Source organism: Rivularia sp. PCC 7116, assembly GCF_000316665.1.
Taxonomy (GTDB): Bacteria; Cyanobacteriota; Cyanobacteriia; order Cyanobacteriales; family Nostocaceae; genus Rivularia.
In genome coordinates this window covers 5,175,801-5,195,605 of sequence record NC_019678.1, presented here as the reverse complement: position 1 = coordinate 5,195,605, position 19,805 = coordinate 5,175,801, and the positions used below count along the sequence as shown (strand labels likewise).

19 protein-coding genes are annotated in these 19,805 nt (G+C 37.5%); 14 read left to right on the top strand and 5 right to left on the bottom strand.

The features are described 5' to 3' along the window. Positions 1-207 precede the first annotated feature (207 nt). The 4 genes from RIV7116_RS20060 (at position 208) to RIV7116_RS20045 (ending at position 3,363) form a co-directional block, all read left to right on the top strand. On the top strand, positions 208-1,836 hold the full coding sequence (locus RIV7116_RS20060; RefSeq protein ID WP_015120137.1) for a hypothetical protein: 1,629 nt from the start codon (positions 208-210) through the stop codon (positions 1,834-1,836). Between the two features lie 565 nt (positions 1,837-2,401). After that, positions 2,402-2,662, top strand: coding sequence for a 2TM domain-containing protein (locus RIV7116_RS20055; protein ID WP_015120136.1), 261 nt, complete (start codon positions 2,402-2,404; stop codon positions 2,660-2,662). Between the two features lie 96 nt (positions 2,663-2,758). Further along, positions 2,759-3,064: a DUF3181 family protein gene (locus tag RIV7116_RS20050; protein ID WP_015120135.1), complete on the top strand. Its 306-nt coding sequence runs from the start codon at positions 2,759-2,761 to the stop codon at positions 3,062-3,064. 80 nt (positions 3,065-3,144) lie between these two features. Further along, positions 3,145-3,363: a hypothetical protein gene (locus RIV7116_RS20045; RefSeq protein ID WP_015120134.1), complete on the top strand. Its 219-nt coding sequence runs from the start codon at positions 3,145-3,147 to the stop codon at positions 3,361-3,363. Between the two features lie 105 nt (positions 3,364-3,468). On the opposite strand, the gene RIV7116_RS20040 is transcribed toward RIV7116_RS20045, so the two are convergent. Further along, positions 3,469-4,743, bottom strand: coding sequence for a CCA tRNA nucleotidyltransferase (locus tag RIV7116_RS20040; protein WP_015120133.1), 1,275 nt, complete (start codon positions 4,741-4,743; stop codon positions 3,469-3,471). Positions 4,744-4,834: 91 nt separating this feature from the next. Between RIV7116_RS20040 and RIV7116_RS20035 the strand changes: the two genes are divergently transcribed. Together RIV7116_RS20035 and tsaB are read left to right on the top strand one after the other, a co-directional pair. Continuing rightward, a complete protein-coding gene (locus RIV7116_RS20035; RefSeq protein WP_015120132.1) occupies positions 4,835-5,083 on the top strand; it encodes a Ycf34 family protein in 249 nt (82 codons plus the stop codon). Between the two features lie 122 nt (positions 5,084-5,205). After that, the gene (gene tsaB / locus RIV7116_RS20030) at positions 5,206-5,826 is read left to right on the top strand and encodes a tRNA (adenosine(37)-N6)-threonylcarbamoyltransferase complex dimerization subunit type 1 TsaB (protein WP_015120131.1); all 621 of its coding nucleotides are present in this window, start codon (positions 5,206-5,208) and stop codon (positions 5,824-5,826) included. A gap of 287 nt (positions 5,827-6,113) precedes the next feature. Here tsaB and RIV7116_RS20025 read toward each other — a convergent pair whose 3' ends face one another. Together RIV7116_RS20025 and thrC are read right to left on the bottom strand one after the other, a co-directional pair. After that, positions 6,114-6,458, bottom strand: a complete 345-nt coding sequence (locus RIV7116_RS20025) for a hypothetical protein (protein WP_015120130.1) — start codon at positions 6,456-6,458, stop codon at positions 6,114-6,116. A 478-nt stretch (positions 6,459-6,936) separates the two neighbouring features. Beyond that, positions 6,937-8,031, bottom strand: a complete 1,095-nt coding sequence (gene thrC, locus RIV7116_RS20020) for a threonine synthase (protein WP_015120129.1) — start codon at positions 8,029-8,031, stop codon at positions 6,937-6,939. A 39-nt stretch (positions 8,032-8,070) separates the two neighbouring features. Between thrC and RIV7116_RS37405 the strand changes: the two genes are divergently transcribed. Both RIV7116_RS37405 and RIV7116_RS20015 read left to right on the top strand, forming a co-directional pair. Continuing rightward, positions 8,071-8,202, top strand: coding sequence for a hypothetical protein (locus tag RIV7116_RS37405; RefSeq protein ID WP_256380823.1), 132 nt, complete (start codon positions 8,071-8,073; stop codon positions 8,200-8,202). Between the two features lie 234 nt (positions 8,203-8,436). Next, the gene (locus tag RIV7116_RS20015) at positions 8,437-8,622 is read left to right on the top strand and encodes a hypothetical protein (RefSeq protein ID WP_044291062.1); all 186 of its coding nucleotides are present in this window, start codon (positions 8,437-8,439) and stop codon (positions 8,620-8,622) included. A gap of 356 nt (positions 8,623-8,978) precedes the next feature. Here RIV7116_RS20015 and RIV7116_RS20010 read toward each other — a convergent pair whose 3' ends face one another. Next, a complete protein-coding gene (locus tag RIV7116_RS20010) occupies positions 8,979-10,478 on the bottom strand; it encodes a hypothetical protein (protein WP_015120127.1) in 1,500 nt (499 codons plus the stop codon). Positions 10,479-10,822: 344 nt separating this feature from the next. Between RIV7116_RS20010 and RIV7116_RS20005 the strand changes: the two genes are divergently transcribed. Next, positions 10,823-12,562: an iron uptake porin gene (locus RIV7116_RS20005; RefSeq protein WP_015120126.1), complete on the top strand. Its 1,740-nt coding sequence runs from the start codon at positions 10,823-10,825 to the stop codon at positions 12,560-12,562. Between the two features lie 603 nt (positions 12,563-13,165). After that, the gene (locus RIV7116_RS20000; RefSeq protein WP_015120125.1) at positions 13,166-13,459 is read left to right on the top strand and encodes a hypothetical protein; all 294 of its coding nucleotides are present in this window, start codon (positions 13,166-13,168) and stop codon (positions 13,457-13,459) included. A 309-nt stretch (positions 13,460-13,768) separates the two neighbouring features. On the opposite strand, the gene RIV7116_RS19995 is transcribed toward RIV7116_RS20000, so the two are convergent. After that, on the bottom strand, positions 13,769-14,992 hold the full coding sequence (locus RIV7116_RS19995; RefSeq protein ID WP_015120124.1) for a glycosyltransferase family 4 protein: 1,224 nt from the start codon (positions 14,990-14,992) through the stop codon (positions 13,769-13,771). Positions 14,993-15,460: 468 nt separating this feature from the next. On the opposite strand from RIV7116_RS19995, the gene RIV7116_RS19990 reads away from it, so the two are divergent. The 4 genes from RIV7116_RS19990 (at position 15,461) to RIV7116_RS19975 (ending at position 19,785) form a co-directional block, all read left to right on the top strand. After that, positions 15,461-16,474: an Npun_R2821/Npun_R2822 family protein gene (locus RIV7116_RS19990; RefSeq protein ID WP_015120123.1), complete on the top strand. Its 1,014-nt coding sequence runs from the start codon at positions 15,461-15,463 to the stop codon at positions 16,472-16,474. 152 nt (positions 16,475-16,626) lie between these two features. Beyond that, positions 16,627-17,547 (top strand): polysaccharide pyruvyl transferase family protein, encoded by a 921-nt coding sequence (locus RIV7116_RS19985; RefSeq protein ID WP_015120122.1) that lies wholly within the window; start codon positions 16,627-16,629, stop codon positions 17,545-17,547. Between the two features lie 266 nt (positions 17,548-17,813). After that, positions 17,814-18,761 carry a glycosyltransferase gene (locus RIV7116_RS19980; protein ID WP_015120121.1) on the top strand — a complete coding sequence of 316 codons (948 nt, stop codon included), beginning with the start codon at positions 17,814-17,816 and terminating at the stop codon, positions 18,759-18,761. Between the two features lie 166 nt (positions 18,762-18,927). Further along, entirely contained in the window at positions 18,928-19,785 is an 858-nt protein-coding gene (locus RIV7116_RS19975) for a hypothetical protein (protein ID WP_015120120.1), read from the top strand. Positions 19,786-19,805: the final 20 nt, after the last annotated feature.

Below are 19,805 nucleotides of genomic sequence, written 5' to 3'. Positions count from 1 at the left end.
GGTTCTACCTTGTAACGCATTTCATAAGGCTCTGCCTTTTCCTCAACCGAAGGCAGAGCCTTCTAAATCCTCGTTCCCAGCCAGAGACTGGGAACCAGAAATAGCCAGAGACTGGGAACCAGAAATACACCCCTCTCCTTAACAAGGAGAGGGGCTGGGGGTGAGGTTATATCCTACGGTTCATTTAACAAATAAAAACACAAAAAAATGGAATTTAACTACTCATATAAAGGAAACACATCCGTCAATCAAAGCGCGAATCAAACCCAAATGTCATTCTCCCCAGACACCAAACGTCCCCCCACATACTTCGTCGGAGAATTACATCAAAACGTATCCTTTCGCGAAGCAATTAGCGCCTTACATGATGTCGTAGTTTCCGACTTAAGATTCAAACCAAAAGATAAAGCTGCTTATCTAGAATGGCGCAAACAACAAGATGAAATAGACTGGGATTTAGTTGCAGCAATGAAACAAGAAGTTGCAGCTAAAATTAGACCTTTACAAGAAGAATTAAACGAATTAAATAAGCGAAAAAATCAAAGATATCAACCTTATTACAGGGCACAAAGAAAGTACTTTGATTACCTTTATAAAAAAGATTATGATATGTGGTATGTACTCGACCCAGTAATTACAGTACATCCCGATGAAGTATTTTTTGAATGCTTCAGCGAAGACGAATCAACCTATGGAAGACTTGGTGCAAGTTACGAAGTTTTCAAAAATATCAACGAATTCGCTTGCGGTACCACAAACATCGATTATTCCGCCGCTTTATACGACGAATTCCAAAAAATCCGCAGCTACAAAACCACACAATTTCAAGTCGATCCATCCGGCTTTGAAGTTCAAACTACCAACGAAGAAGCTTATAAAGAAGTCAAAATCGATTTGCCAGATAGCTGGGTGAGAGGTTTCTTACAAGTAAGCTCCGCAATGTGTTTACCGAGCATTCAATTCGACTTACATCCAATGGATATCTATAATATCTGCTTGGTTTTGCGTCGTCACAAAGAAAAAAAAGGTCCCCGCAGCATCCGCTATCATCTTAAACCAGGGGAACCAGTGCGAATCGTGTTTGAACCGTGGGATATTGAAGTAGTTTGTGCGCGATCGCCCTATACTGGAAACCAAGAAGAAACCATCCGCGTATGGGGAAGACGACGTTTACATATCCTCGAAAGACTCATTCCCATAGCCAAAAAATTCACCGTGCATCTTTTGGGTACCGGAATGCCATCATTTTACGTCGCTGACTTAGGTGATATGTCATTTACCTTGGGTTTATCCGGTTGGACTGCAAACGATTGGTCGCAATCTGGTAACTTTGATTTAATGGCACCCCGTGCCGATGTCGATGAATGGACGCAAAAATTAATTTTTAACGGTTTGCGAGAAAACTGGCAAGAAACTGCCGATAGTTTAGCCCAAAAGTTGAATTTAAGTCGTGCTGCGGTGACTGGCGCTTTAAGTGTTTACACCCAAGCCGGAAGAGTTATCTACGACCTGAATAAACAAGTGTATCGCGTGCGAGAACTGAGTAGAGAACCTTTACCGATGGATAGATTGCGCTTCGCCAACGAACGAGAATCAAGCGCTACTAAATTCTTAAATAGTAATAGAGTAAGGGTTTTATCGGTAAATGATAGAGACGGGAAAACAACCTTACAAGGAACCGTAAATAACTACAATCCAAGTTTGACGATTGATTCCGACGAGCGTATAATAAATGCAGAATGTACCTGCAACTGGCATAAACAAAATAAACTGTTTAAAGGGCCATGCGAACACATTCTTGCACTACGAATGCAACACGCACGTCAGTGTCAATAACTAAATGAAAACTAAATAAATCGCGCACTAATTGGTAAATAATCCTTGCAACCCGGATGATGTATCGTCATCCTTGTGTATAGTCCAGACACGCATCACTAGCCTGCTCTTGACTGTGTGGTATCTCACCCCTAGTAGGGATTTACGGTTTGACTTCCGTGAAGTTAAATTCCCTACTAGGGGTGGATACCCCTTGAGTTGAGCAGTCTAGTCCTGAGATATTTACGAAGGGATACCAATAAAGTGCGCGGTTTTTTTATTTTCTCGTTTTCTCGTTACAAGGTTCTACCTTGTAATGCATTTCATAAGGCTCTGCCTTCTTCCCTCAACCGAAGGCAGAGCGTTCTACATAAGTGTTCCCAGCCAGAGACTGGGAACTAGTTATCATACAAACTCTTTAATAGCGGATGTTTTTGTTTTGGATTGTTGCTTCTATTCTAAGTAAATTAGATTTGTGACCCGGATAACATTAAAATTAATAATGTAGAGACGTAGCACTGCTACGTCTTCGATCAATGCCGCGTCTCTACACCGACATTATCGTTTATTTTTTAATTAATATTATATGCCTCCACGTTGGCCGCGCGAACCAGACCGTAAAAATGACCCAGCTTACCGCAAACTAGACGATAGAATGAATTTCGCCGTTCATGTAGCGACATTTGCTTTATTCAATTCCGGCTTGTGGTTTTTTCACAATTTTCTTTCAACTAACTGGCAATGGTTGCCCATTCTGACATTAAGCTGGTTGGGGATATTAGTTTCACATCTGATTTATATTTCAGTCATTGCAGATTATTCAGATACTCCAACAAAATCTACCTGAAGATGGACTATTAAAATGAAGGCTATTGTGACCTGTGGTGGTAGAGTTAATTTGAGAATTTCAGCATAATTCTCAAGTAATTTTAAATTAAAGGCTATGAGTAACAACGCTGAATTCATGGAAGCCCTAGCCGCTGAAATTGGCGAAAATGTCTATATAGATATTGCTAAGTGGCACCTTTATTTGTCCGATGCCAAACTGCATACCGTCGTCGCCGAACAAGTCTATCCTTTAATAAGTACTAGTAAATCCGTGGATGAAGATGATGTCATTCGTGTTTTACAGTCTATCCCCATCAAGGTTGGCGGTGGTAAAGGTGAAATACCTTTGTTAGATTTGGTTCCATCACAGTGTCAAGTCAGTTTGGTAGATATCTTAGAAAAATATCAGCAAGAAATGTAACAATTAAGTTTTTGGTGCCTTTCTACAAAAATGGCATCGAAAACTTTTAATAAATAGATAAATAATAAAGAGAGGGGAAAATGTCTACTTCTAAATTTCATGACGGATATTCTTTAGCAGACACAACCGACGAACTCGGTAAACAAGCTTTAAAATTAGGTTTAATACCAAGCTTTACAGTACGTTTCTTTGCCGACAGCAGAGAATACTTTATTGCTCACGACGACAAATCCGAAGCACTAACACCAGAAGAAGCGTATTTGTACTTTAAGAAATTGGTAGAAAAAGCGGAAAAATAGGTAATAGGTAATCGGTAATCGGTAATCGGTAATTAAGAATTATCGAAACATCTGTAGTGGGAGCCGGAAAGCTCCCTTGATTTTTTCACAATCCCCAATCCCCAATTACCCATTCTCTTGAATAAAATTTCGCGCAAATTCTATCGCTTCATAAGATGTCGAAATTTTGCCTTCGACTTGTGCCACTGCAATTTCTGTCAGTAATTTACCAATAAGTGGTGACGAAGGTATGTTTAATGATGATATAATGTGTGTCCCACTTAACAATTGAGTGGGATGTGCAACCGGATCATCAGGGGTTAAGTAGCGGGATAGTAAAGATGCGTATGTTATTAGTGGCTTGTCTTCGGACATATCCCTGACTACATTACCATAAGCTGTTGCTAAAATGGCTGTAGTCGGGAATACGCTACCCGCTTCTCGAAATAAAAAATATTGTTCTCTCAAAGATAATTGCGCGTCGAGCTTGGGAAATGTTCTCAAAGCTGTGGTTACGCTTTGAATTTCCGCTTTACTATAGGTAAGTTTTTCTAACTCCGCTTCTGCAATTTCTGGCTTGGAATTAACTAAACAAGCTAGTTTTGCAATACCTAACCAAGTTGTTTTTACAGTATCTCTAATATTTTTTTGCAGTATTCCCTTCAAGGTTGGAAAATCTTCTGTAAGCTGCAAAGCTACTTTGTCAACTTCTGCTACTATTGCACAACTTTGAGATGTAGCGTATTCAAAGGAAGATTTTAGTAAGCCATCTTCGTAAGCTTTTATCAACCAAGGTGTTCCTTGAGGATTCGCCAACATATATCCCAATTCTACTCGGATTCGTTCCGCAGCAACTTTTTCTAAATGAGAAGCTAAAGCGCGAATTGTAGAATGGGTTTCTGCTTCTATTGTAAAACCCAACTGTGCAGCTTGACGATATCCCCGCATTAACCGTAAAGGGTCATCTTCCAGATTTGCGGGTGATATCATGCGTAAAACACCCTTTTCTAAATCTGCACCACCTTGTAGCGGATCGATGATTTCTTGAGTATGAATGTTGTAGGCGATCGCATTGATTGTAAAATCTCGCCGATGCAAATCAGCTTCTACAGAATCCCCTTCCTGCTGGGCAATATCAACGGTAGCATCGGCAAACACCACGCGAGCAATTTGCCTCTGCTCGTCAAGTAAAACAAAACCAGCTTGATGATATTTTGCTATCTTGCGAGCTACATTTACCGCTTCCGCAGGTAAAATAAAATCTAAATCTAAATAATCCCGACTTCTTTCTAAAAGAGCATCCCGCACCGCACCACCTACTAAATAAGCCGGTTGTGGCAACAATTCCAGATTAAAAGGTAAAGAATCTGGTGTAAATTTAGACAGAATTGAACCGTACATTGTAATAAAAATAAACCATTAGGCTAGGCAACAACAGTGTGGCTTGAGCTAGATTAAAAGCAGAGCAAAACAAATATAAGTTGGTTTTAATATGTGTATTTGCGTAAATTGTCATTATGTAGACCGCTGTATTACCTACAATGCAGTAGAAACACAGCACCAACAACCTCATTTAACAGAAACACCAACCTTTGATCCCAACGAACCCAGTATAAACGTAAATATCCGCACCGAAGGCGAAGTGATTGAAATGGAATGGGACGTTGTGGGATGTTTGAGTTTTAAAGAAGAAAAAGGCAAATGGTCTAAATTACGTCCCGGTGAATTGGTGCCAACTTAACAGTGAGCAGTGAGCAGTGAGCAGTTGGGAGTAATTAAGATTAAAGGTCAAAGGTCAAAGGTCAAAGGTCAAAGGTTAAAATTATCTTTGTCCCCTTTTCTCCTTGTCCTTCCTTCTCTTAAATGAAAGAATACGGCTTCGCACTACATACGACAACTCCCGAATTAGGTTTAGCAATCAGTAATTTCGCTGATGATTCGCGTTCTGATGTCTGGAAATTAGACCGTAACGTTTCTAATTTGATGCATCAATACATGATAGATTTCGTTAAACCTCAAACTTGGTCTGATATGGCTTTTATTGCTGTAGCAAAGGGACCTGGGGGGTTTACGGGAACTCGTATCGGCGTGGTAGCTGCTCGAACTTTGGGACAACAATTAAATATTCCAGTATTTGCTGTTTCTACAATGGCTGCATTTGCTTGGGAAAACCGAAGTGATGATACTTTTATAGCCGTACAAATGCCTGCTCGTGGCGGTATGTTGTTCTGTGGGATTTATCAGGTTATGCCAGATGGTAGCGGACTTTCTACCGAAATACCTGATGTGGTATTAACTCCAGAAGCGTGGGAAGAAAAGTTAGCCGATTTGAAGGATAATTATCGGCTTTTGAAAGCAGATTCTGGTTTAGCTGCCACAGTCGCGAGTATGCTGCAATTAGCGCATTTAGATTATCAGCAAGGGAAACTCCCACACTGGACGGAAGCTTTACCTTTTTATGGGCAGCATCCCGTTAATAGTTAGTTAGGAATTTTAAGCAAAAAGTAAAAAATATTAGAATCTTAAAATTTCCCCAAGCTTTGTATCAGTTTGGGGTTTTGTGTCATTTCTATATATGGAGTGGCAGGATAATGTGAACGTAACTTAATAAAATAAATAGTAATGTGTCGTAACCCAATATTATGATTGCAAATCACAACAGTAAGAATAAATTGTTGGGTTACGGCATATTGAGCGTGCGAATCGCTATCTTTGGAGTTTGTCTAAGCCTTTACTAACTGAACCTTTATTTTTCCGAGCGCAAAGCAGCTTTATTCCGGTTCAACCAACTTAAACCCCCAAGGCTTCAAAACCGCGATCGCAGTTTCTCTAGTTATGCCTTCGTAAGCTTCCCATTCGGAGCCTGGATCTTTGGGATGTCCTTCACCAACATGACCGGCAACTTTGATTACCTGGTAACCTTCAACTTTATGCTTTTCCATTCCTCTGGGAAGGGCTAATTTAACCTTACGACCGACAAATTTAGATGTACTAGCCTCAGCGACGGTTTCGCGGATTAAACAGATATCACCAGCAGTTCCCCAATTAGTTGAGTAAATATAAAGGAACGATATATAGCTTTTAGGTTTAATAGGTCTTTTTTTTACTGGTTCCATTTTCTATAGTCACTACTCATCTTTCTTGGCTCAAAAATTTAATCCAAATAGTTATAACACTATATGGGTAAAGATTTTCCTGTTTCTTATCGTTATAAGTTTAACTTTAATTCGCTCGTTACTTGAAATCATTAATTACAGGGGAAGACAGACGCGCTTTCCTGAAAATTGGTAGTATTTCAAATATGAAGGTTTCTATAGCAATTTTATATGAGTTGTAATAATTTGAGCTATTCAGAAACTTGATTTTCTGAAAAAACTTAGTTTTTTAATTCTCAACTAGTGGCTTTTCGATAATGTAGCGGTAATTCAAATTTTCTTTACTCGATGCCGAAAAGCAAAACTATAAGCATCACAAAAGTGCTTCATTGATTTATCTATGTAACAAATCTATACATTCTGAATTCGCAATTACGAATTTATGATTACCTCTCTTAAATAAACACAGGTAATCATAAATTTGCGTTTGAATAAATACTTATTCAAATCCCATCACTTTCGCAACAGTTTTAATATCCGGTTCAATACCTTGAGTAAACTGACTTTTATTGTGTTTAATTGCTGTATCGGGGTCTTTCAAGCCATTACCAGTCAACACACAAACCACAGTGGCACCTGTAGGAACTCTGTCTTTAACTTTCAGTAAGCCTGCTACAGAAGCCGCACTTGCTGGCTCGCAAAAAACGCCTTCTTCCCCAGCTAAAATTCGATAAGCCTCTAAAATTTCTTCATCGGTGACAGAATTAAATTCACCTTGACTAGCTCCAGCAGCAGCTACCGCTTTATCCCAACTTGCAGGATTACCAATTCTAATTGCTGTAGCTAAAGTTTCCGGATTGCTTACAACTTCACCATTCACCAACGGTGCAGCACCCGCAGCTTGAAAACCCATCATCTGAGGCAAACGTCCGCATTTACCATCTTGGTGATACTGACAAAAACCCATCCAGTATGCAGTGATATTTCCCGCATTACCCACCGGAATACACAGCCAGTCTGGAGCATCACCCAAAATATCTACAACTTCAAAAGCGCCGGTTTTTTGACCTTCCAAGCGATAAGGATTAACGGAATTGACCAAAGTTACCGGATATTCTTCAGCTATATCTCGAACAATTTCCAAAGCCTTATCAAAATTCCCTTTAATAGCTAAAACTTCGGCACCATATACCAAAGCTTGGGCTAACTTACCCAGAGCGACATAACCGTCAGGAATGATTACAAAAGGACGCAATCCCCCGCGTCTAGCATAAGCTGCTGCTGCTGCCGAAGTATTACCAGTACTCGCGCAAATCACAGCTTTAGCCCCGGCTTCCTTGGCTTTAGTAACCGCCATAGTCATTCCCCTATCCTTGAAGCTACCGGTAGGGTTCAAACCGTCGTATTTCACAAAAACACGTACTTGTTTGCCAATGTGACGCGCAATCGATGGAACGGGAATTAAAGGCGTATTGCCTTCCAAAAGCGTAACAACCGGCGTATTTTCATTAACAGGTAAGTATTGGCGATACTGTTCGATTAATCCTTGCCAAGGTTGGCGATGAGATTTTACAGCAGACAGGCTTAAGGTCACGGGATTTTATAAAGCTACTTATTTTTAAGGTGATGTCGAATGCCAGTTTATCCTTTTTACTGTATCGGTGGGAAGTATTACGATAATTTTTATCAAAATTTGGGATGGGCATTGGGCATGGGGGATTGGAAATTATGGGTAATAGATACATCACCCCATCACAATTTTTAATCGCTACTCGCTACTCACGACTCATTATTTTTCCCTATGACCCATGCCCAAGTTCTTTTTATTTTCGGAACAAAATCCTAATCTATATTGTCATCTCATAGATGTTGCATAGCAAAAAAAATCATTTATATTGCAGCAACTAATACCAGCTATACAAAGATTTAATGATTCTTTAAATTACACTATTATAATATCTCTAATGGTGTGAGTAGAGTTTTGGACTTAATAAGTAGTATGTCTGTATCTAGTGTTTCCGAACGCAAATCCGAAAAGTCTGTTCTCAATTCAATTGATACTTGTTACAAAGTTGACCAACAAGTAAAATTGATGGACTTGCAAGCAGAGGTAGATTTACTGTTGTTAAAGTTACAAAAACTTAAGCAGCAAAAAGATGTTTGTACTCACGAACAATCTTGTTAAATCTATTTCGAGCAAGTGCTTGCCTATATCTCATATTTGATTAAACCTATGGCAAGCACTAACAAATAAAGCGCTGCTTATCTTACAACCAGCGTTTAATCTTATTTATGGTTATTACTTATGGCTATTTTTTTAGTAGAAGTAGTAGTGCATTTTTCAGCCTTACTGCAAATCTTTTGTGAGTAGATAATGACTGCAATTAGCCCTGATGAATGCTACTTTAACTTACTTTAGCACTACTAATCATATTTTGGGTGCATATACGTGATTTTTTTAGTGTTATTTTTGATTAGATGTACTGATTGAGTTGAATACTTCATAGCCTTAGCGGAAATAGTATCAACTATTTCCGCGTTTTAAATTTGCGCTAAAAGCTTTTGAATATAGGTTTGTGAAGTTTTAGAAATATTAGATTGTGTTTTAAGCCAGTAGTAACCTTGGTTTGTGCTTTGTTTGGATGCAATGATTAAAGCTTTCCAAGCTTGTACTTCCGAACGATTGGGATTTACTTCTAATGCTGCATCAATGCGACTTTCTATCCTTCCCGTATCAGATTTGAGTAAATTTCTGATCTCTGCGGGGTTTTGCGGTAATGCTTCAAATACTTTTAAAGCTTCTCCCCATCTACCATCAATTAAATAAGCTAAAACTTGTTGAGAAGGGCTTGCCCAGCTTGTATCGGCTAATTTTTTGGTAAGTTGAGAATGTTCGCTAATCAAATCGATTTGTGCTTGCGCCGCCGGGGTTATTTTTGCTTTCTGCTGTTTTTTAATAAATTGCAGCCATTTGTTAGATGGTGTCCATAGCCCATTTCTAGCAATTAATAATGCATTTTTGTAAGCCCTATCTTTTAAAGCAGGTGGTTTGAGGGTGATTTCAGCTAATGTGATTGGATTGATGACAAATTCGCTGGGTTTAGTTTGGTAAATTCGCAGACGAGGTTCTAAACCAATTGTTTGACGTATGACTAATTCTTTGTCACCGTCACCAGTTACCTGTTGCCATTGGGGTAAATCTCCTGTAGGGCTTGTCCAAGATATCATTGTTTGTAGTTTACGGCGTTTTAAATTGTAGTGAAGAATATAGCCGTAAGCGGTAAGATTTGAACCTGAAGAACGGTTGCCGCGTAAATAGTACCAAATTCCCGATTTGGGAGCATCTTTCTCAAAACGTTTAATTTCTGTTACCGGTAAAGCAATCGTAGAACCGGGGTTTTCTTCTATACCTGCTTCCACCAAGGGAGCTATGACTTCAAATTCTTCTGGCCCGGTAACAGCAAAATTGTTAGTGAGATGATAGTATTTCTCTATACTAGACTGCCATTCAAAATCCGTAGCTCGTTGATAAGTTCTGAGTTCAACTATATATTTACAATCGGAATTACAATTTTTGCGATCGAGATAAATAGGTAACAAAAAAGATTCATCGGTATTGTTTTCTAAAGGAAGAATTTTTCCGGATATACGTTTTTGTCTTTTTATTTGTGCCTTAATCTGCTTTAGTGTATGGGGCTTTTTTGAACCAGATGTAATTTGTGCCCATTCTGGTAAAAATGGATTTAACCAGCTCACCATTTGCGGATTGAATATAAATAAAATGCTAATCCAGCCAATAGCTATCACCATACCTGCACTTGAGAGTAAGGTAACAGCAACAAACATTGATGTTGCTAAAGTTTTTCGTTTTTTAGCTTTTTGGCGATGGCGTGAATAAGAACGAATTCCTTTAGTAGGAGCGGTTTTATGCTTAAGATTATTTTTAGATTTTTTTATTTTTGTGCGAAGCTTGCGAACCTTCGTATTGGGCTGCGTTTGACCTTTATTTATTGGTTTTGATGAACGCGAAGTATTTGCCATGCTAATCGTTACTCGATTTAGAATTGCGGATTATAGATTAATGCCGCAGGTTTTATTCGACTGTTGAAACTGGAATATAAAAAGACTTTGTTAGTAAATTACGGTAAAAAAATTAATATTGAAATTAAACGCAGTTAAATATAAATAAGGCTCTTCAATAAAACTAAGATGAAGATTTTAACTCCCCCTAACAGTACTAACTTTTTATTTTATACTCGCGCTTCAGAGATATTGCCCAATTTTTATCAAATTGGCGGTTGTATTATTTACGTATAATTACTCATGCCATCCGCATCATTTATTGAATAAGCTCAACCGTTATATATATACAAAAGTGTAAAAAATTGAAAGCTAGTAAAATTTCCCTAATAATCTGTTTTTTAGCTGCGGGAATTACCGGGTTCCAAGATAAAGCAGTGTCTAAGGAACAAGCTTCTGTAGATTTAGATTTAGATTTTACTATCTCTGGGAAAGAGGCGCTAGAAACAAAACAGTTTGAGAGTAAGAATACAGAGCAATTTAAAATTTCTCAGCCTCTGGTTGAATCTATCGACAAAACCTCATTGGATGAAAATCCGATGGGACAAGTTAATTCGGTTTCTCAACTTCGAGATGTACAGCCAACCGACTGGGCGTTTCAAGCTTTGCAGTCTTTGGTGGAGCGTTACGGATGTATAGCTGGTTATCCTAATGGAACTTATCGCGGAAATCGTGCTTTAACACGTTATGAATTTGCAGCAGGTTTGAATGCTTGTTTGGAAAGAGTCAATGAGCTAATTGCGACTGCTGCGAATAATGTAGTCACCCGTAATGATTTAGCAACTTTACAAAAATTACAAGAAGAATTTGCTGCTGAATTAGCAACATTAAGAGGGCGAGTTGATGCTTTAGAATCTCGCGCTGCTGATATTGAAGCCAAACAATTTTCTACAACAACTAAACTTAGCGGAATCACAATTGTTGGTATCCAGGGAAGAGGGGAAAATCGTGCTGACACTTCTCCGAGAGATGGGGTAAGAGATACTAACGATCCAGGTACCAATATTAATGTTAGTAATTTTAATCAACTGTATTTAACTAGCCAATTCAACCCCCGTAGTTTCTTAGTAACCGGACTTCTAGCTGGTGAGGGTGGTACTCGACCTAAATTAAGCAACGATTTCATACTTGGTTATGAATATGATTTTGGTAACGATTTTCAATTAAGCGATTTGCATTTTCACCAACTTCTGACTAAAAATTTAGCGATGATGGTGGGAACCAAAGGTGTAGATATGGTACGTTCATTTCGAGGTCCCAACCGCGCTGAAAGTGCAGCTAACGGACCTTTATCATTTTTTGCACAGAGAAACCCAATTTTAAATTTAGATTTCGAGAATGGTGGTATTGCTTTTGATTGGCAATTTGCAAAACGTGCCAGCTTACAAGCAATTTATAGCGCTCGGGATATAGGCAATCCGGGAAAACGCGCAGGCCTATTTGATGGAAATACGACAGCAGCCGCACAATTGTTACTAACACCTGCTAGGACGTTAGATGTAAGTTTATACTACGTTAACAATTATTCGCCTAATGGCTCTTTGTTTAGTTATGCTGGCGACAGCTGTTTAACTGCTGTTAATTGTTTTGCAGTTCCAGGAAGACCTTTACAAACAAATGGCTTTGGAGCTACCGTTAACTGGGAGATTTCACGAAAAATTACATTAGGTGGTTGGGCTGGTTATACCAATTCTCGTATACCTGGAGAATCGGGAGATGTTGAAATGACAAACTATATGGTTTATCTCAATTTTCCCGATTTATTTGGTAGGGGTAATTTAGGTGGAGTTTATGTAGGGCAGCCACCGAAAATTGTTAGTAGCGACTTGCCTGTAGGTAATAATGTACCCGACCTTTTAAACGGTGGTAATGGAAGCGAAGGGGGGCAACCCGGAACAACTACTCATATTGAAGCTTTTTACCGTTGGCGATTGAATGACAATATAAGTTTGACTCCCGGATTTATTCATATTATTGAACCCGGTCATACACCAGATAGTAATTCAGTTACTATTGGTATTTTACGAACTAGTTTTACTTTTTAAGAATAGGGAGTAGGGGATAGGGCATTGGAAGTTAAATTATAATTAAGTGCCTTATTGTATTCGTAAATATAGTTATTCAGAGCATTTATCTTTCTTTTTTTTAGATATGATTCTTTAATTATTTTTTCTACGAGTTAATTATTATTATTTTATTTTTATGCAATTTTAAAAATGAGTTTTCCAATATTTATTTATCTAAAATATGTTAGTACATGCCCAATCCCCGATGCCCCATGCCCAATTCCTATTCACCATAAAGAATTCATATAGTTAAACAAAATAGTTAAATATGCGGTAGTGCGATTTTAAAAATCTTAGCAACAAAATGAATACCTCGCTTCAGTATTTTTCCTCTTGGAAAGAATATTGATTTAGTACTACATTTTGAGTAGTTGCACTTAAGCCATGTTCTAACAAAAATCTGATTTTATGAGTGCATCTATGAATTCTATATATGTCGTTGAGGCACCGACAGCCTTTTTTCAAAAATTTTTGCTTTTCTTGTGTTATATCTAGTTGCTTTATAAAAAAAACATTTTTTGGTGCAACAAAGATATTGAAAACAAGATTTTTATCCAATTTTAGAAGAAATTAGGAATTAAAATGCATAAAAATACTTCTTATCTGCTTGCGTTAGTTTTAGCAGTTGGTTCTGCTTTGGTTGCAGTTCCATCTCATGCACAAACAGGAGCAGAAAATAACCAGAATATAGCTGTATCTTCCCAATCTTCCATAAGTAATGAAAGCATAGTATCAAAGTTGAAAAAATCAAAAGCTGCTAATCAAAACGAGGCTATTAAGATTTCCCAATCACAATCCTCATCAGCAACTGCTAACACTGAGGAACCTGTACGGAAAAATCTGTTACACAGTCGGATTGGATGGTTAAGTCAATAACTGTAAATAGTTATACCAATTCTGTATGAGGCTGCGCTCAATTGCCCTCACTCTATAAGAGTGGGGCTACCTAAACAAAGCCCGTCTACACGGGCTAAATTCGGCGCATCTTTATAAAGAAATGGTATTAGGAGTTAAAAATAAAATAGCGAATAAACCGATGTAATTAAATGTAGAGACGTAGCACTGCTACGTCTCTTAATGTTTTATAGAATTCTTAGTTGTGTTTTAGTGAGCTAATCCCAAATATGAATATGCGGAGCTACCATTCTCCCGCATGTTTTTAGGTGCTTTGGCGCTAAAGCGCAACTACGAACCTTTACCGACACAAACCTGCTCGTAACGTCTTCCCGCGCTTTCCCAGGTAAACTCGGTTTCGACTAATTTTCTGGCGTTGTAAGATAATTCTGCTCTTAATTGGGGATTTTCAAATAACTTACTAATAGCGTTTATGTATTCTTGCGGTTGATTGGCTCGTAATGCTCGCAATTCTAGGCTGTCACCGTCTACATTCAATCCTTCTAAACCCCTATCGCTGCCGACGACTGGTATACCAGCAGCCATTGCTTCTAAGGTTTTGTTTTTGATTCCGAAACCAGTCCGCATGGACACTATACAAACTGTAGATTTGTGCAAATATTCTGCCATTGAAGGCACCTTTCCAGTTACGTTGACTCCCGGTTTCTCTTTAAGCGCTAATACCTCGGCAACGGGACGAGAACCGACAATATCAAAAGTTGTATTGGGATATTTTTTTTGAACTTCGGGTAATACTTCGTTACAGAAAAAGCATACAGCATCAATGTTTGCCAAATTATCCATTGCACCAATAAAAACTAAACGATGCCCTCCTGGATCTGCGATACGATTGGGAAACATGACTAAATCTACGCCGTTGGGAATCACCATCATTTCACTCTCAGAGTTGAATTCCCGTAATTGAATCTTATCTTCTTCGGTTGTTGCGACAATTGCCGAAAATTTATTGCAGTAAGTATTTTCGTAACGACGCAATAAAGGTAAGTTAATTCTATCTCTGAAAGTATTTTCAGATATCCCATTTTGTAACTGATTGAGACAGGTACCGTATACCGAACTGTGAACGTTGACTACAGTACGTATCTTTTTATGAAAATTAGGACGTATGTAGATTTCATTAACGCTGTGTTCGCTGGTAATGGTGTCGCATTTACCAGCTTCGACATAATTATCAATCCAGTTTTGCATATCCACAGAGTAGCGATTTAATACGCTTGGTGGGATACCTTTGCCGACAAATTTCGTTAGACGCTGAACTTTTTTCAGTATTCCTCCGGTGGTACCGGAGTCATGAGGACGATTAAAAAGGACTAGTTCATCTACACAATCCCGTAATCCTGTAATTTCTGATTCAGTAACTCCAGTTTCAGGTTGAGTCACTAAGGTTACGCGATGATTTTTTGTTAAATACTTAAGTAAATTAAAAGTTCTAACTTGAGTTCCACCACGAGTTGGAGGATAAGGGAATGTAGAGGACAACATTAAAATTTTCATCTCAATTCAATTTAATTAGTAATTAATATTTTTCTTAATATATGTTATTTCATTTAAATAAAGTAGTTACTATTTAAAGTATTTTATTAAAAATAAAGATATCCAGTGTTAGTTCTAATTCGACAATATCTAGATATTTTTATATATATGAAATCATTTACAATATTTTCATTTACAAATATATACATACATTAGTTATTAAAGCAATCAGTAAAATAATTATATAAGTCAAGTCTATTCTCAAAATATAAAAAATACTTTTACTAAATAGTAATACATTCAAATAATTGCAAGTATTGAAAATATACCAAAATTATTCTATAGCTTCCAAAAAAATCAGTATTTTTACTATGGTTTCATTAAAAATGAAACGTTAAAAAAGGTAGTAGTTACAATAAAAAATAATATTAATATTTTCGCATCAGTAGATTTAAATTAGTTTTGTAGTTATTAATAGGTTTTTTTATTATGCAAAGATTCGGTATCTATACTTTAGCTAATGATATTGTTTATGACCAGTTAGTTGCATTATTGAACAGCATAGAAGTTAATGTTAGTCCAGATATTTCCGTTTGTATTATTCCTTATAATAATCGCTTAGATTTAGTAAAGCAGGAAATTAACCGTCGAGAAAACGTAACTTTATTTGATAATATTGAATCTATTCAAAGATGGGATGAATTTGCAGAAGAAGTTTGGGCAGCTCATCCCTATGCAAAAAATTCTAAATTATCCCGTAATACTTTATACAAAAGTCCTCTTTTGAGAAAATTGGCTGCTCTTGATGGTGACTTTGAAAAATTTGTATTTTACGATGCTGATAGTTTGGCAATGAAGCCACTAGAAGATTTGTTTTCTAGGCTTGATGAATATGATTTTATTTTTGATGATTGGGAGCATGGAAAGTCTTCTGATGTTGCAGCATTAAACATACCTCTGATAGAAAAATCAGGTTTGTATGCTGAAGAGGATGTCCGCCCAAAATTACATTGTTCTAGTTTTTTTGCTTCAAAGCAAGGTCTTTTGGCACCTGAAGAAATTGAAAGATTGAAGACATTATTGATTGAGAAAAATGAAATTGAATGGGTCACCCGTTGGTGGGATGATGCCTTTTTGTTTAATTACTTGACTTTACGAACCGAATGTCAATTATTTAATTTTACTTTAAGTCCGAATGGGGAAGAAAGAACTGGAAACTGTGCGAATGCTGACCCGTTTGTAAATATAGATAATGTTCTTTATAACCAGCAGGGTTTAAAGCCAATTTATCGTTTACATTACATGAACTATTCTACTAATGACTTTGTACGTTTATGTAAAGGTGAAGATTTAAATATTCGCTATCGTGATGAATTTTTGCATTACCGCTTCTTGAAAGAACCAGAGAAAAAACCTCTGCGCCTGAAAAAACCAGGTTTAGTATCTAAAGCGAACTATTACATCAAAAAGGCGATGAATAAAGTTAGATTAGCTGTTTCTTAATGGCGGCAGCAAATATCAACCGGAAATATGATGTTTCAGAAAATGATATTTCCAAACCCCGCGAAAAAATAGGACCTTTATAAGTCCTGATAAAAATTAAATTTAAAGATTGCGTTCGGTTCGATTGATAGTAAAAATTTAGGAAAAAATTTATGAAACTATTTTACTTTAGCTTTCCTAACGGAATGAGTAATTTTGGAGACGATTTAAACCCTTGGTTGTGGGAAAAACTACTACCTGGTGTTTTTGACCAAGATAATAAAAGTATTTTTGTGGGAATTGGGACGCTATTAAATGATTACGTTCCTAAAGCCAATAAAACCGCTGTATTTGCTTCCGGTGTAGGTTATAGCAAAGGTTTACCTGCAATTGATGAGTCTTGGAAAATTTACTGTGTGAGAGGTCCGCTATCGGCTAAAAAGCTGGGAATAGATCCACAATTAGCCGTAACTGACGGTGCTTTACTCATCAGAAAGGTATATGAGCCGAGTTCTATTAAGAAAACAAAGTTTGCATATATGCCTCATATTACCCACATTATTCATGGGGGTAATGCTTGGAAAGATATTTGTGAAGAGGCTGGTATTTCATATATTGACCCGCGTTGGTCAACTGAAGAAGTATTATCTGCTATCTGTGAGACAGAGGTATTGCTAACGGAAGCGATGCACGGTGCTATAATTGCCGATGCACTGCGAGTACCTTGGATTCCAGTATTGACTAGTACCAGAATTTTTCCGTGGAAATGGCAGGATTGGTGTTTAACTGTCGGCGTAGATTACAAGCCCCAATACCTTATGCCTTGGGAAAATGTGTATTCACCAGGTCATGGAACTGTCTCATCACTTCGTTTCAAGAAAAATTATGCATGTCAAGCTCCAATACGCTTATTCAAAACTTTATTGCAAAAGGAGTCTCAAAAAATGGCAAATCAATTAGCAGATATTGCCAAGACTTCTAAGCCGAATTTGAGCAGCGACACTCGTATTCAACAATTAACCCTACAGTTGGAAGAAAGATTGCAGCAATTCCAAGAAGATCTAACTGCTGGTTGTTTTGCTGTCTCTAACTAAAATTTGTGAGAAGATAAATTGTAGTTCACCTTTTTGACTACAGTTTATCCCAATTTATATAATATTATATTTTATCTATTTAGGAATAGCCGCAACTGTCATAACACTCGGCTGGTGCGTGACACTGAAAACCTTATAACTACGTTAGAATCAATCAGTGTACTAGCACCCTAATATAAAAATGTGCTGGTTGCGTAAGTCTTGTATCTATTAAAACTTTTTTATTTAAAATGTTGATTGTAGTTTTGTAAATAGAGAATCGGTTTGTGCCAAAAGTTAGTATTTGTATCCCTACATTTAATCGCATTGATTTATTACCTTTCGCCATAGATAGCGTATTGAAACAAACTTATCAAGATTTTGAGTTGATTGTTTGCGATGATGGTTCTAGCGATGGTACTGCGGATTTAATGTCAAAGTATGAAGATAGTCGCATTAAATATATCCGCCATCGGCAGAATATTGGTAAAAGCAACAATATGCTTTCCGGTTTCGATGCTGCGACGGGCGATTATTTTATTAAGTTTGACGATGATGATAGATTAACTCCTAATTTTATCGCGGAGACTGCTGCAATTCTTGATAGAGATTCTAATATAGATTTTGTTGGTACCGACCATTGGATAATTGATATTGATAATGTCCGCGATCAAACTCAAACTGAAGAAAATTCGCGTCAATGGGGAAGAGAAGATTTACCCGGAGGTGTGGTAAATAATCTTTTGCAAGCGGTGTTTGTAAATCAAAGTTTTCAAATTGGTGCAACTTTGTTTCGCCGCCAAACTGTGGTTGAAGTCGGGTTTATGCAGCCAAATTGGCAAAATTGTGAGGATAACGATTTATTCGTGCGTTTGGCTTTAGCCGGGAAGAAAGGTTATTACTTGCCAAAGTTGCTGATGGAATATCGAGTTCATGCCGAACAACAGGGAATTAATCGCGCCATCCCTTATTTAACAGGCAAGCAGCAGTATTTGCAAAGCTATAAGTTTGATTCGCAGGAATTAGAGAATATTCGATTAAATCGCTTGCGGGAAACTCAGTTATTATTGGGTTTGCGACTGATTGAAAGCGGTGAAACTGAGAAAGGGAGAGAGTTGGTTAACAAAGGTAAATCTTTTTCTACCGCAAAAGCGTGGACTGGGTTGGGGTTATCTTTATTACCCGTTGGTGTTCGGGGTAAGGCTTTTGATGCTTTGCGGAAGGTAAAAGGGTGACTGATAGAAATACATTTGAACCAATTTCCAATTCTAACTTAAGTCTTTTTCACAACGAATCTAGCAGCGTACTAACAGCACATGAAGGTTAGTATAAATAAGTAAACAAAACTTATGCCCTTCGAGGTAAAGTGGTGCTGGTTAAGATTCGGGCAAGATTACTTGTATGGATACGAATGAATTAAAGTTCTTACTTAAGTTATTGGGTTGTGAAAATTATCGCTCGACTTTAAGCGGGAATGCTTTTAAGTCGTTTAAGGGTAAAAATACAATTTGCCAAAATTTAGGCGATCGCGAAATTATTGATTTTTCGCGGGAGGTTGCTGCTGTAAAGATTTTACCTCCCGGACAAGCGTTGTTAAAGTTGGATGCTGCGGAGGTTCCGATTGAGGAGAAGGAACTTCGGATATTGGAGAATGTTGCTAAAGTTTCGGGTAAGGTGGCTCCTAGCAAGATAAAATCTTCTTTAAAAGCTGCACAGAAGGAAGAAATTTTAAGAAGCTTAAGCGATAGAGGATTGATTGAAGCTGAAATCAAGCTGAAGAAGAAGAAAGCGGAAGTTTGGCTAACACAACGAGGGATTGAGTTTTTACGCGATGATTTTAGTCCGAAGAAAGGGGCTAATCCTGCCATCAGTTTAGATTTGCTGAATAATTATTTGCGTTTTTTGCGGAAGTCTTTGAAAAGTCAGTCGCAAGAAGCTACTGTTACTGCACCTATTAATAACAGCGAGCCGGTTACTCAGAAGAGTAAAGCGATTAACGATGAAGAAATTTTACAAATTATCCAGAAATTAGATAACGAGTTGGGTACTAAGGATTATTTACCTATTTTTTATTTACGAGAAAAATTACAGCCTTCAATGTCGCGGAATGAATTAGACCAAGTGCTTTTTAAACTGCAAGCTGATGACAAAATTGAATTGAGTACTTTGCAGGAAGCTAGTGCTTATACACCAGAACAAATTGAGAGTGGAATTAAACAAAATGTTGGCGGTCCGTTGTTCTTTATCTCTATATTTTAGCTGTCAATAATTAGCTATCA

Excerpts from the sequence above, each read along its gene's own strand:
- RIV7116_RS20060 (WP_015120137.1), top strand. The coding sequence starts at position 208 with ATGGAATTTAACTACTCATATAAAGGAAACACATCCGTCAATCAAAGC.
- RIV7116_RS20055 (WP_015120136.1), top strand. The coding sequence starts at position 2,402 with ATGCCTCCACGTTGGCCGCGCGAACCAGACCGTAAAAATGACCCAGCT.
- RIV7116_RS20050 (WP_015120135.1), top strand. The coding sequence starts at position 2,759 with ATGAGTAACAACGCTGAATTCATGGAAGCCCTAGCCGCTGAAATTGGC.
- RIV7116_RS20045 (WP_015120134.1), top strand. The coding sequence starts at position 3,145 with ATGTCTACTTCTAAATTTCATGACGGATATTCTTTAGCAGACACAACC.
- RIV7116_RS20040 (WP_015120133.1), bottom strand. The coding sequence starts at position 4,743 with ATGTACGGTTCAATTCTGTCTAAATTTACACCAGATTCTTTACCTTTT.
- RIV7116_RS20035 (WP_015120132.1), top strand. The coding sequence starts at position 4,835 with ATGTGTATTTGCGTAAATTGTCATTATGTAGACCGCTGTATTACCTAC.
- tsaB (WP_015120131.1), top strand. The coding sequence starts at position 5,206 with ATGAAAGAATACGGCTTCGCACTACATACGACAACTCCCGAATTAGGT.
- RIV7116_RS20025 (WP_015120130.1), bottom strand. The coding sequence starts at position 6,458 with ATGGAACCAGTAAAAAAAAGACCTATTAAACCTAAAAGCTATATATCG.
- RIV7116_RS37405 (WP_256380823.1), top strand. The coding sequence starts at position 8,071 with ATGCCAGTTTATCCTTTTTACTGTATCGGTGGGAAGTATTACGATAAT.
- RIV7116_RS20015 (WP_044291062.1), top strand. The coding sequence starts at position 8,437 with ATGTCTGTATCTAGTGTTTCCGAACGCAAATCCGAAAAGTCTGTTCTC.
- RIV7116_RS20010 (WP_015120127.1), bottom strand. The coding sequence starts at position 10,478 with ATGGCAAATACTTCGCGTTCATCAAAACCAATAAATAAAGGTCAAACG.
- RIV7116_RS20000 (WP_015120125.1), top strand. The coding sequence starts at position 13,166 with ATGCATAAAAATACTTCTTATCTGCTTGCGTTAGTTTTAGCAGTTGGT.
- RIV7116_RS19995 (WP_015120124.1), bottom strand. The coding sequence starts at position 14,992 with ATGAAAATTTTAATGTTGTCCTCTACATTCCCTTATCCTCCAACTCGT.
- RIV7116_RS19990 (WP_015120123.1), top strand. The coding sequence starts at position 15,461 with ATGCAAAGATTCGGTATCTATACTTTAGCTAATGATATTGTTTATGAC.
- RIV7116_RS19985 (WP_015120122.1), top strand. The coding sequence starts at position 16,627 with ATGAAACTATTTTACTTTAGCTTTCCTAACGGAATGAGTAATTTTGGA.
- RIV7116_RS19975 (WP_015120120.1), top strand. The coding sequence starts at position 18,928 with ATGGATACGAATGAATTAAAGTTCTTACTTAAGTTATTGGGTTGTGAA.